Origin of the sequence: Mycobacterium sp. 360MFTsu5.1 (genome assembly GCF_000383495.1) — a bacterium.
GTDB lineage: Bacteria > Actinomycetota > Actinomycetes > Mycobacteriales > Mycobacteriaceae > Mycobacterium > Mycobacterium mucogenicum_B.
The window spans coordinates 462,197-474,120 of sequence record NZ_KB911465.1 but is presented as its reverse complement, the minus strand read 5'-3'; the positions used below and the strand labels follow the sequence as shown (position 1 = coordinate 474,120).

The following is an 11,924-nucleotide window of genomic DNA, read 5'->3' as shown; positions in this document are numbered from 1 at the left end:
CGTGGGGACATGGCCGATCTGCTCGCGCTGACCCCCTCGTTGTACCGACTGCGGATCCCCGGTGAGAGTGCACATCTGCTCAATTGCTACCTGCGACTCGACCCCGACGGCGTGACGCTCGTCGATACCGGCTGGCCCGACAGCGCCGCGCTGATCGCCGACGCCCTCGCCGCGCTGGGCCGCGGGGCCGCCGACGTGAAACGCATTGTGCTGACGCACTTTCACGAGGACCACTGCGGCGCCGCCGCCGAGATCGCCGGCTGGTCAGGTGCCGAAGTCATTGCCGGAGAGCGTGATTCGTCATACATCACGGGTGCCGCCGACGGGCCGATACCGGTGCTCACCGATGCCGAACGGACACTGCGGCCGGACTTCGACGCCGCACCGCACGGCCCGGTCTGCCGTGTCGACCGCACGGTGGCCGATGGCGACGTCCTCGACTTCGGTGGCGGCGCCCGCGTCATCGCCGTACCGGGGCACACCCCGGGCAGTATCGCGCTGTACCTGCCGGACGACGATGCCGTGCTCACCGGCGACGCCGTCGCCGAGGTGAACGGTCAAGTGGCGGTGGGCGTCTTCAACACCGACCGGCCCGCCGCGGTCCGGGCCGCGGGCACCATCGCCGCGACCGGCGCCCGCATCGCCGGGTTCGGCCACGGCGAGGCGATCATCGGCGATGCCGCCGGACGCATCGCCGCGGCCGTCGACCTGTTCGCGTGAATCTGCGGCCAGCAGGCCATCTACAGCGTTGCCGCCCGACAATCCATTCTTCACCAGCGACGCGCCGACGGTGGTCGGCGGGGCACTCACCGGCCTCGATGCACACGTGGGCCGAGGCGGCAGCCTGCCGGGGCTGACCCCGGACTCCGTCAAGGACATCGGTAAGGCTGCCAGATACGGCGGGCCAGCTCTGGGACTATTGACAACAATGTACAAGTTTGCCGCTGCGCCGACTCCGCATGAGGCCTGTGTCGCAGGCATCTCTGGGGTTTTCGGGGTTGGCGGCGATTACGCCGGAGGCTGGGGCGGTGCAAAGCTTGGTGCCGTAGTCGGTGCGCCGTTTGGGCCCGAGGTGGCGGCGTTTACAGTGCCAGTGTTTGCGGTCGGGGGTGCGTTCGGCGGGGGCAAGGGAATGGAGTGGATAGGAAATCAGGTTGGTGGTGCATTTTGCCCGAAATAGAATTAAAGATGCCCGAGCACTGGAAAAATCCAAGAGTGGCCGCGAATTTTTCTATCTCGGTTTTTGCGGTTCTCGTTGCACTTTGCCTCATCTGGGTTCTCTATCTACTTGGCCGTCGTGATTATCTAACTTCTGTATTCGCTGTCGGACTACTACTGTGTTTCCTGTTTCTGCTTGTTTTGGCACTACAGGTTCGGCTGGGTCGCGTTGCTCCTCAGGCAACCAGTGAAGCCGACGGCACATATTTCCGTCCGCCACACGCAAAGACCCGGTTCCTGGAGCTATCGATTGCCAGTGCGATAGTTAGTGGAATTTCTTTTGTTTGCTACGTTCCTAGCGGGCGGCTCGCAATCGGAATCGGTGGGGCCAGGCAAATCTATTACCCCATTATTGTTGCCGGACTGGTGTGTTGGTTTGCCTACCTTCTCCTGCGAGGCAGGTCGAACGGTTGGGGATATCTGAAACTGTCGCCGGAAGGGTTTGAGGTCTCAAACTCCGTAACCACGACCGCCAGTGGAGCGTGGGATGACGTGGTGGATGTCATTGACCAGGCGCCCAAGGGCAAGGCCGTGAGCTGTCCGGCGGTGATGGTGATGAGAGATGGTGAAACGCAGACCATCAACAGCTTGCCTACCTACCAGGCGAATGGAGCTGCGCTCTACTGGGCTATCCGGCATTACTGGCTGTATCCGGAGAACCGCGGTGAGCTCGCCAATGGCCGGGCGATCGAACGGTTGCGGGCGCAGGACTTCGCGGTCGAATGATCCGTCGAGGCGGGCTTCGCAAGTGGTGGCTGGTGGCTGGTGCGCTGGCTTTGGTTGCTGCGGTGGTGGCTGCCGTGATCGTCGTCCAGCGTCCGGTCGACGGCAGGCCACAGTCTGCGCCACCGTTGGCTACCGCAGAGCAGTTGGGGTTGCCCAAACAGTTGTTGCTGTCTCAGTCGATGCGGAAGCAACCGGTGTTCGGCTGGCACGTGACGGCAGCCGAGCTGGGGCTGCCGGCAGATTCGATGATCCATCCGGCCGGCAATGTGGGGGACCGTGGATTCTTTCTCGGTGCCTCGAGCGACGGGTGGCGAGTTGTCGGGGTCAACGTGGCGGATGGTCACCGGCTGTTCGCTCCGGTTCGGCTGGGCCCCAACGCACGCGCGGCCAGTACTCGCTGTTTCGTGAATGGGCCGGCGATGGTGTTGTGCGTATGGGAGGCTTCGGGACAGCCGCGGCGGGCGTGGGTCGTCAACACCGAGACTGGGGCCGTGATGTTCGACGGCCCGACAGAATTACGAGCATACGGATCAGGTCCCGAACCACGCTTGAGCCAGGTAGGTGACTACGTGGTTGCCGCGGTGCCGGACAGTGGTGTTCATGGGGTCGGCCCGCATGCCGAGCTCACATGGTTTGTCCCTGGCGATGGTCTGCTCGGGGATTCTGCGGGACCCAATTCGGACCTTCAGCCGATGAACTTTGCATCGCAAGGTGTATTCAGGGCGCCGGACATCGTTTTCTCGGTTGCCGACGGCGCCTCGGTGAAGCCTTCAGCGGGGCGTGACGCATCAGTCGGAGGTGCCATCGTCTACGCCGGTGGGTTCGGGTTCAGCTATCACGATCAAGACGGCACGGAACGCGTTGCGCTGCTTGATGAATCCGGCCGGTTATCGGCGCAGATGGCCGGAGGCCTTGTGAATACCTCGCCCGACGTGCCGATCGTCGAGGACGAGTCGCAGCTTCGAATCGTCACGATGAGTGGGCGGCAACTGCTCGAAATCCCCAAGCCGACGTTACGGCTCTACGCACGGCTCATCGGTACGACCCTGTACGTCGCCTCCGACAGGCGGCTTCGAAGTTGGCAGCAATTCGACCTGCGAACGGGCGCCAAGGGAAAGGCCTGTGATGCCGAAGGCCTGTCCACCAGCTACATCGGCTCTGATGGCGCGATCGCCATCCTGACGGGCGAACCGTCACCGGTCGCCTATGGCATGGATATGGCGACATGTGAAACCGCGTGGGCCATGCCAGGCACCAGCTCCCCAGACGTGACTGTGCGGGAAGTGTGGAGGGTCAACACCACGCTGCTGGGTCGCGGCGCGAACGACTTGTTTTCACTTGTGCCGCAGCCTAAATGAGCTGGAGCTAGTGGAAATCCCTGGGCATTCTCGGCGCGCTCGGTGGAACAGCTAGGCGGTGACGGTCAGCTCGACGCGCCCGTCGGTGCCGAGGGTCTCGCGTTCGGCCAGCGCGGACGTCTTGGCGACGAGCCGGACCCGGTCGGCGCGGAACAGGTCTTCGGAGTATTCGAACGGCCGCCCGCCCGCATCCGAGGCGACGCGCGTCATCGCCAGCAGGGGAGTGCGCGTGGGGATTTCGAGCCAGGACGCTTCGCGGGGATTGGCGCTGACGACTTCGATGCTCTCGACCGACGTCACCGGCCGCAGGTCGTAGCGGACCGCCAGGATGTCGTAGAGCGACCCGCCGAGCGGTTGCTCCAGCAGGTCCGGCACGAGGTCGGCGGGGAAATGCGCGCAGTCGACCGACAGCGGGAAACCGTCGGCGTAGCGCAGGCGCTGTACGACAACGAGTTCGGTGCCGGGCTCGACCCCCAGGCGTTGCGCCTCGATGGCCGTGGCGCCGCGCAGGGCCGTCGACAACACCCGGCTGCGGGTCGTGGAATGACCGCCCTGCTTGAGCCGATTCGGCAGGCCCGACAGCTCGGCGACGTTGCGCTCCACGAGCACGGTCTTGATGAACGTGCCGCCCGCGCGGCCGCTGCGCCGTTCCAGGATGCCGGCACGGCTCAGCGGCACCAGGGCGCTGCGCAGCGTCGCCCGCGAGACGGAGAACTGCTCGGCCATCTCGCGTTCGGAACCGAGACGGTCACCGGGACGGAGCGTTCCGGCGTCGAGCATGCTGACGATGCGGCGCCGCACATCCTCGGCTACCGGGCCACCTTCGGACTCGTCCATGTCGTTCACCGTACCGACCTGTTGTCACCCGGCGACGGCGTCCAGCGATTCCGGCAGGATTTGCCCGCCGTCGACGACGATCGACTGGCCCGTGAGGTAGCGGGCCTCGTCGCTGGCCAAGAACGCGGCGAGGTGACCGATGTCTTCCGGAGTGCCCAGCGTCCCTGCAGGGATGGAGCGGGCCATGCCGGCGATGTAGTCCTCGCCCATCTCCTGCAGCCCCTCGGTGAGGATGTTGCCGGGCAGGATGGCGTTGACGGTGATGTGCTTCGGCGCGAGTTCGATTGCGGCGGTGCGCATGAAGCCCAGCTGTGCGGCCTTGGACGCGCCGTAGTGCGACCAGCCGGGGAAGCCCGTCACCGGACCGGTGATCGACGAGGTGATGATGACGCGCCCGGCGCCGCTGCGGGTGAGCGCCTCGAGACAGGCTTGCACGCTGTAGACGGTGCCCTTGACGTTGACGTCGAGCACGGTGGCGAGATCGTCGGGCGTCATGGTGGCCAGCGGTGCCTCGGGGAAGATGCCGGCGTTTGCGCACAGCACGTCGATACCGCCGAAGGCGTCGACGGCAGCCTCGGCCATCGCCTGGCAGGACCGGGGATCGGCGACGTCGACGGAGACCCCGATGACCTTGCCGGACCCGAGCCCGTCGAGGCCGGCGACGGCGGTGTCGAGGTCGTGCAGTGAGCGGGCCGCCACGGCGACATTGGCGCCTGCGGTGGCGAACACCGCGGCGATGCCGTAGCCGATGCCCTTGGTGGCGCCGGTGACGATGACGTTCTTGTTGGTGAGATCGAACATGGTGCGCGTGTCCTGTCAGTGGGAGAGAGTGGGAGCGGTCGCGGGCACATCGACCCGGAACCACGATGGATCGGTGAGGTAGGCCTGCGCCAATTGGGCTGTGCCGGAGGCGTATCGGTGGCCGAGCCGCTGTGCCGGTTCCGATTCGGGATGGCTGCCGATCCAGGCCGTGAGCATCAGGCGGCGCAACATGACGAACGTCGGGATTTCGGCGAGATCGGCGGCGGCGATGTCGCGGACGCTGCGGTAGCCCGCGAGCCATTCGTCGATGATGCGGGCGGCGTCCGGGGTGTCCTCGACGAACGACACCACCGCCCCGAGGTCGGCGAGGTACCACGACCAGCCGCAGTCGTCGAAGTCGATGACGGTGATCTTGCCTTTGTGCACCATCAGGTTGGACATCCGCAGGTCGGCGTGGACCAGTCCGAAACGGTCGGGGCCCATGCCGTAGTCGGTGAGGCGTTCGATGACCTTGCGCTCGGCCTCTTCGATGACGGCGGCATCGCCGGCGGACAGGGCCGGCGCGTCACGCCAGTCACCCCACCGGCCCGCGGCGCCGAGCATGGTGTCGAGGTCCCACCGGAAGCGCGTGAAGGCCTCCGGACGCTGCCAGCGCTGGACGTGCTCGTGCAGCGTCGCGGTGATCGCGCCCAACTCGCTGAAGCTGATGTCGGAGGCGTCGTCCTCGGCGATGGTGCCTTCCACGAAGGTGAACAGGTCGACGAGACAGCTCTCGTCGCCGATGCGGGCCTCCACCACACGCCGCCCGTCGGGGGCGGGAATCACCTGCGGCGTCGTGATGGCGGAGTCGCGACGCAGACTCTCCATCCAGTCGAGTTCGGATTCGATGGCGGCCAGCGAGTGGTAGCCCGGCCGGTGCACGCGCAGGACCTGGCGTTCGGTCCCCGATTCCACCAGGAAGGTGCCGTTCTCCGAGTAGCTCAGCAGCGTCACGGTTGCCGAATCGAGCCCATAGTGCGGGAGCGCGGCGTGCGCGAAGCGTTCGTAGTCGGTGGCGGCCATGTCGCTCATTGTGGCTCTCCTGAACTGGCGGTGTGGGCACGGTCACTATTTGGTCTGGTCAGTTGTAGCGCACTTTGGCTCGAAAGTGAACCAAAACCGAAAATTGGTAACGACGGCTTTACGGGCCGGAAATATGGCGCCGTTTCGGCGGGCTCCACAGCAAGTGTGCAGGTAGTTCGGGTATTGACCGCTATGAGACGGTCTGGTACGAATAGCCCTGTGCCGATGGCGTGGGGGTCCATTGGTCCATCGGATAGCTGAAGTGCCGCTCGACGGAGCAGACCAAATAAACCCAAAACCGGCCAGCGTGGCCCGGACTCATCTCCCATCAGATCGGATCGGTTAGCACCCATGAGTGAAATCGACGACCACCCACGAACCGCCCCGCTGGCATCGGCGCCGCCCGACGGCGGCCCTGGCGTGCAGCGCCTCAAACCCAACGCCGTCGGCTTGATCGGCGTGCTGTTCATGGCGGTGGCCACCGCCGCCCCGATCACCGCGATGGTCGGCAACGTCCCGATCGCCGTCGGGTCCGGTAACGGTGCGGCAGCCCCCGCCGGGTACCTGATTGCGACGATCGTGCTCGGTCTCTTCGCTGTCGGCTATGCGGCGATGTCGAAGCACATCACCGCCACCGGGGCGTTCTACGGCTACATCTCGCACGGACTCGGGCGGGTGCTCGGTCTGTCGGCCGGCTTCCTGACGGTCCTGGCATACGTCGTTTTCGAGGCATCCCTGGTCGGCATCTTCTCGTTCTTCTCGCGGGACTTGTTCGCATCACTGTTCAACGTCCACCTGCCGTGGTTGCTGTTCGCCATCGTGATGATCGTCGCCAACGCGGTGCTCACCTACTTCGATGTCAACCTGGCCGCGAAAGTGCTTGGCGGCCTGCTGATCACCGAGATCGTGATGTTGACGCTGATGGCGGGTTCGGTGGTCGTCAGCGGCGGTGGTCCGGAAGGCTGGTCGCTGTCATCACTCAACCCGATCAACGGGCTCAAGGGGCTCGACGCCGTCGTCCCGAACGTCAGCGGCGCGGGCACCATGGCCGTGGTCGGCTCCGCCGGAATCGGCTTGTTCTTCGCCTTCTGGTCCTGGGTCGGTTTCGAGTCCAGTGCCATGTACGGCGAAGAGTCGAAGAACCCCAAGAAGATCATCCCGATCGCGATCATGTCGTCGGTGCTCGGCATCGGGGCGTTCTACATCGTGGTGTCGTGGCTGGCCATCGTGGGCACGGGACCCAGCAAATCCATTGCGCTGGCGCAGGATACGAACACCGCCGGTGAAATCTTCTTCACCCCGGTGCGCGAGCACCTCGGCGGCTGGGCCGTGACCATGTTCCAGATCCTGCTCACCACCGGCTCCTACGCGTGCGGCATGGCCTTCCACAACTGCGCTGCCCGCTACATCTACGCGCTCGGCCGCGAAGACATCCTGCCCAGAACCGCGAAAACCATTGGCCGTACTCACCAAATCCACGGCTCCCCGCACGTCGCGGGCTTCGTGCAGACGGCCATCACCCTGGTGATCGTGCTGTGGTTCGCGTTCTCCGGTCGCGATCCCTACAGCGGGCTCTACGGCCTTGCCGCGCTGCTGGGTACCTCCGCCATTCTGATCGTGCAGGCGATGGCGGCGTTCTCGGTGGTCTCGTACTTCCATGTGCGCAAGCAGCATCCGGAGACCGCGCACTGGTTCCGCACCTTGGTGGCTCCCGGGCTCGGTGGCATCGGCATGCTGTACGTCATCTACCTGCTGATCAAGAACGCCTCGTTCGCAGCGGGTACGGCCAAGGACGACATCGTGTTCGCGTCGATTCCCTGGGTGGTCGGCGGCACCGCCATCGCCGGAATCCTTGTCGCCCTGGTACTTCGGGCGCAGTCCCCGCAGCGCTACGACCGATTGGGGCGCGTCGTGCTCGACGAAGAACGCTGACAACAAACCCGGACCCGGCGCCGATCGCTTTCTACCGCAAGGACAACGAACATGGCTTTCTCCACAATCATGGACTCCAACAGCTACACCGGCGGGGAAGAGCTCGACCCCACCACCGATGCCATGGTCGAGAAGCGGCGATCGACGCTGGGTCCGTCGTACCGGCTGTTCTACAACCGGCCCGTCCATCTGGTCAAAGGCGCGGGCGCCCATCTCTATGACGCCGACGGCAACAAGTACCTCGACGCCTACAACAACGTGGCCAGCGTCGGGCACTGCAACCCGCGGGTCATCGAGGCCGTCACCCGACAGATGTCGGAACTCAACACCCACACCCGCTACCTGCACGGCGGCATCCTCGATTACTCCGAGCAACTGCTGGCCACGTTCCCGGCGGAGATCTCGTCGATCATGTACACCTGCACGGGATCCGAGGCCAACGACCTGGCGGTCCGGGTCGCCGAGCAGTACAGCGGCGGCACCGGGGTCATCGTCACCGCGGAGGCGTACCACGGCAACAGTGCGCTGATCTCGGCGATGTCACCGTCGCTGGGTGTCGGGGTGCCACTGGGCGCCAACGTGCGCACGGTGCCGGCACCGGACTCGTACCGCATCGATCCGGCGGTGCTGGGCCGCTGGTTCGCCGACCAGATCAGCGCCGCGATCGCCGATCTCGAGCGGCACGGCCACAAGTTCAGTGCGCTGCTGCTGGATTCGATCTTCTCCTCCGACGGCATCTACGTGGATCCGTCGGTCCTGGGGCCGGCTGTCGAGGTCGTGCACCGCGCCGGCGGCGTGTTCATCGCCGACGAGGTGCAGCCGGGCTTCTCGCGGACCGGCGAGGCGATGTGGGGATTCCAACGGCACGGTGTGGTGCCCGACCTGGTGACGATGGGCAAGCCCATGGGCAACGGCATCCCCGTCGCCGCGATGGCCGCCCGCCCGGAGATTCTCGACGCCTTCGCGCGGGAAACCCCGTACTTCAACACCTTCGGCGGTAACCCGGTGTCGATGGCCGCCGCGCAGGCCGTCCTCGACGTCATCCAGGGCGACGGGCTCGCCGAACACGCCGCGGCCGTGGGCGACCAATGGCGGTCCGAACTGCGCGTCCTGGCCAAGGAGTACCCGTTCCTCGGCGACATCCGCGGCACCGGGCTGTACACCGGAATCGAGATCGTCACCGACCCCGACACCAAGGAGCACGACAGGGGCACCGCCCAGCGCATCGTCGACATGATGCGGGATAACCGCGTTCTGATCTCTGTGTGCGGCGGACATGGCAACATCCTCAAAGTGCGACCCCCTCTGGTGTTCTCGATGTCGGACCTCGACTGGTTCATGACGGTGTTCTCCGCCGTCGTCAAGGAGATCGCGTGAGCGCATATCGCGAGGCGTTCGAGGCCGCCGCCGAGCGGCCCGACGACTTCTGGCTGACGGCCGCGCAGGCCATCGACTGGACCGTCGCGCCGACCCGCGCGCTCGACGAATCCGCGGCACCGCACTACCGCTGGTTCCCCGACGGGCAGCTCAACACCTGCTACAACGCTCTCGACCGCCACGTCGAGGCCGGTAACGGCGACCGCACCGCGCTGATCTACGACTCGGCGATGGTCGGCGTGCAACAGTCCTTCACGTACGCCGAACTACTCGACCGCGTAGCGCGGTTCGCCGGAGTGCTTGCCGCACAAGGCGTCACCAAGGGCGACCGCGTCGTGATCTACATGCCGATGATCCCCGAAGCGGTCATCGCCATGCTGGCCTGCGCCCGCATCGGCGCCGTCCACTCGGTGGTGTTCGGCGGGTTCGCGGCCAACGAACTCGCGGCCCGGATCGACGACGCACAGCCGGTAGCGCTGCTGACCGCCTCGGGTGGTCTGGAGCCGGGGCGCACCGTCGAGTACCTGCCCGTCGTCGCCAAGGCGCTGACGCTGACCACCGCGGCGCCGGCCACCGTGATCGTCAAGAACCGCGGCGAGATCGCGGGAGAGGCCGCCGACTACCCGGGCTACCTCGATTGGGACGCATTGGTCGCAGGGGCCGAGCCCGCCGCTCCCGTGCCGGTGGCTGCCACCGACCCGCTGTACATCCTCTACACCTCCGGCACGACCGGCCGGCCCAAGGGCGTCGTGCGCGACAACGGCGGTCACGCCGTCGCGCTGGCCTGGTCGATGAAGAACGTCTACGACATCAGCGCCGGCCAGGTGATGTGGACGGCCTCGGACATCGGGTGGGTCGTCGGCAGTTCGTACATCGTGTACGGGCCGCTGATCGCCGGCGCCACCACGGTGCTCTACGAAGGCAAGCCCGTCGGCACCCCCGACGCCGGCGCCTTCTGGCGGGTCATCGAACAGCATCGGGTCGAAGCGCTGTTCACCGCGCCGACCGCGCTGCGTGCCATCCGCAAAGCTGATCCCGAAGCGTCGATGCTTGCGGGCCATGACATTTCGACGCTGCGCACGCTGTTCGTCGCCGGGGAGCGCCTGGACCCCGACACCTACGAGTGGGCCTCGGCGAAGCTGCACTGCCCCGTCGTCGATCACTGGTGGCAGACCGAAACCGGCTGGGCCATCTGCGCGAACCTCCGCGGGCTCGAACCCATGCCCATCAAGGCCGGCTCCCCGACCGTGCCGGTACCCGGCTACCGCGTCGGCATCGTGGATGCCTCGGGCAACCCGGTCGCGCCCGGCGTCGAGGGCAACATCGTCATCAAGCTGCCGCTGCCGCCCGGCACCCTCGCCGGGTTGTGGCAGAACGACAAGGGCTTCGTGCAGTCGTACCTGTCGGCGTTCCCCGGCCACTACCTCACCGGTGACTTCGGCTACGTCGACGACGACGGCTACCTGACGGTGCTGGGCCGCACCGACGACGTCATCAACGTTGCGGGGCACCGGCTTTCGACAGGAAGCATCGAAGCCGTCATCGCCGGCCACCGGGCTGTCGCGGAGTGCGCCGTCATCGGCATCCACGACGATCTCAAGGGCCAGCGGCCGAGCGGCTATGTCGTGCTCAAGGCCGGGGCGGACATCGACGGCGGGGTACTGCAACAGGAACTCGCGGCGATGGTGCGCGACCAGATCGGCGCCGTCGCCACCTTCCGTGACGTGACGGTCGTGGGCGCGCTGCCCAAGACCCGCTCGGGGAAGATCCTGCGAAAGACCATGCGGCAGATCGCCGAAGGCACCGACTACGTCGTCCCGTCCACCATCGAGGACAGCTCGGTGATCGACGCGCTCATCCCGGTGCTGCGGCCCAGCTGACACTGCGCCGCGCCCGGTAAGTTGGCGGCAATGTGGGGTTCTGTGGCGGTGCTGGCACTGCCGATCGCGTTCGATCCGGTGCGCCTCGGCGTCAACCTGTTGCTGATCTCCCGGCCGCGCCCGGCGCAGAACCTGCTGGTGTACTGGGTCGGCTGCGTGACCGCGAGCGTCATGCTGCTGATGCTTCCGCTGCTGGCGTTGCACTTCACCGACCTGGCGTGGGTGCACGACCTGGCCAATCCGCGGACCACCGCGAGCGCGACGATGCGGCACCTCCAGGTGGCCGTTGGCGTGCTGCTTCTGGTCATCGCGGCGGTGACGGCGGTGCGGATGGTGACGCGCCGGCGCACGCCGGGCGACGACGTCTCACCCATCTCGAAGTTGTTGCACCGGGACCCGGACGCGCCGCCGCGGGGCGGATTGCTGGGGCGTGCGCAGCGGGCCTGGGAGGGCGGGGCGCTGTGGGTCGCGGCGGTGATCGGCTTCTGGGCCGGCCCGAACCCGTCGCTGGTGCTGTTCGCCCTGACCACGATCCTGGCGTCGGGCGCCGCCATTGGTACGCAGATCGGCGTCGCGCTCGTGTTCATCGTGGTGAGCCTCGCGGTCGTCGAGGTGGTGCTGCTCTGCAATGTCGTCGCACCGGCGAAAACCCAAGCGGCACTGCGGAAAGTGCACGACTGGGTCGGCGGCTACCGGCAGCAGATCGTGGTGGCGATCGTGACGCTCGTCGGCCTGGCGTTCATCGCGCAGGGTGCGGGGTTGTTGGCGTAGG

General features: G+C 66.3%; 10 protein-coding genes. 7 read left to right on the top strand and 3 right to left on the bottom strand.

Annotated elements, in window-relative coordinates:
- The first annotated feature begins 9 nt into the window (after positions 1 to 9).
- The 3 genes from H289_RS0112015 (at position 10) to H289_RS0112005 (ending at position 3,302) form a co-directional block, all read left to right on the top strand.
- A complete protein-coding gene (locus tag H289_RS0112015; protein WP_020101045.1) occupies positions 10 to 720 on the top strand; it encodes an MBL fold metallo-hydrolase in 711 nt (236 codons plus the stop codon).
- A gap of 468 nt (positions 721 to 1,188) precedes the next feature.
- A complete protein-coding gene (locus tag H289_RS32970) occupies positions 1,189 to 1,944 on the top strand; it encodes a hypothetical protein (protein ID WP_141772188.1) in 756 nt (251 codons plus the stop codon).
- Positions 1,945 to 1,976: 32 nt separating this feature from the next.
- Positions 1,977 to 3,302: a 9-bladed beta-propeller domain-containing protein gene (locus H289_RS0112005; RefSeq protein WP_155944108.1), complete on the top strand. Its 1,326-nt coding sequence runs from the start codon at positions 1,977 to 1,979 to the stop codon at positions 3,300 to 3,302.
- A 51-nt stretch (positions 3,303 to 3,353) separates the two neighbouring features.
- Here the strand turns inward: H289_RS0112005 and H289_RS0112000 are convergent, their stop codons facing one another.
- The 3 genes from H289_RS0112000 to H289_RS0111990 are packed head-to-tail and all read right to left on the bottom strand — an operon-like array spanning position 3,354 to position 5,972.
- The gene (locus H289_RS0112000) at positions 3,354 to 4,139 is read right to left on the bottom strand and encodes a GntR family transcriptional regulator (protein ID WP_036420472.1); all 786 of its coding nucleotides are present in this window, start codon (positions 4,137 to 4,139) and stop codon (positions 3,354 to 3,356) included.
- A gap of 24 nt (positions 4,140 to 4,163) precedes the next feature.
- Complete coding sequence (gene fabG / locus H289_RS0111995; protein ID WP_020101041.1) at positions 4,164 to 4,940, bottom strand: 3-oxoacyl-ACP reductase FabG; 777 nt, start codon at positions 4,938 to 4,940, stop codon at positions 4,164 to 4,166.
- Positions 4,941 to 4,955: 15 nt separating this feature from the next.
- Entirely contained in the window at positions 4,956 to 5,972 is a 1,017-nt protein-coding gene (locus H289_RS0111990; protein ID WP_020101040.1) for a phosphotransferase enzyme family protein, read from the bottom strand.
- Between the two features lie 459 nt (positions 5,973 to 6,431).
- Between H289_RS0111990 and H289_RS0111985 the strand changes: the two genes are divergently transcribed.
- From H289_RS0111985 to H289_RS0111970, 4 genes are read left to right on the top strand one after another with little or no spacing between them, the layout of a single operon-like run.
- On the top strand, positions 6,432 to 7,895 hold the full coding sequence (locus H289_RS0111985) for an APC family permease (protein WP_231387999.1): 1,464 nt from the start codon (positions 6,432 to 6,434) through the stop codon (positions 7,893 to 7,895).
- Positions 7,896 to 7,946: 51 nt separating this feature from the next.
- Entirely contained in the window at positions 7,947 to 9,272 is a 1,326-nt protein-coding gene (locus tag H289_RS0111980) for an aspartate aminotransferase family protein (protein ID WP_020101038.1), read from the top strand.
- Positions 9,269 to 11,152: a propionyl-CoA synthetase gene (locus H289_RS0111975; protein ID WP_020101037.1), complete on the top strand. Its 1,884-nt coding sequence runs from the start codon at positions 9,269 to 9,271 to the stop codon at positions 11,150 to 11,152. Before H289_RS0111980 ends, H289_RS0111975 begins: the two co-directional genes overlap by 4 nt.
- Before the next feature lie 30 nt (positions 11,153 to 11,182).
- Positions 11,183 to 11,923 (top strand): GAP family protein, encoded by a 741-nt coding sequence (locus tag H289_RS0111970; protein WP_029105126.1) that lies wholly within the window; start codon positions 11,183 to 11,185, stop codon positions 11,921 to 11,923.
- Position 11,924 lies beyond the last annotated feature (1 nt).

Coding starts and splice junctions, on each gene's coding strand:
- H289_RS0112015 (WP_020101045.1), top strand. CDS start 10: ATGGCCGATCTGCTCGCGCTGACCCCCTCGTTGTACCGACTGCGGATC.
- H289_RS32970 (WP_141772188.1), top strand. CDS start 1,189: ATGCCCGAGCACTGGAAAAATCCAAGAGTGGCCGCGAATTTTTCTATC.
- H289_RS0112000 (WP_036420472.1), bottom strand. CDS start 4,139: ATGGACGAGTCCGAAGGTGGCCCGGTAGCCGAGGATGTGCGGCGCCGC.
- fabG (WP_020101041.1), bottom strand. CDS start 4,940: ATGTTCGATCTCACCAACAAGAACGTCATCGTCACCGGCGCCACCAAG.
- H289_RS0111990 (WP_020101040.1), bottom strand. CDS start 5,972: ATGAGCGACATGGCCGCCACCGACTACGAACGCTTCGCGCACGCCGCG.
- H289_RS0111985 (WP_231387999.1), top strand. CDS start 6,432: ATGGCGGTGGCCACCGCCGCCCCGATCACCGCGATGGTCGGCAACGTC.
- H289_RS0111980 (WP_020101038.1), top strand. CDS start 7,947: ATGGCTTTCTCCACAATCATGGACTCCAACAGCTACACCGGCGGGGAA.
- H289_RS0111970 (WP_029105126.1), top strand. CDS start 11,183: ATGTGGGGTTCTGTGGCGGTGCTGGCACTGCCGATCGCGTTCGATCCG.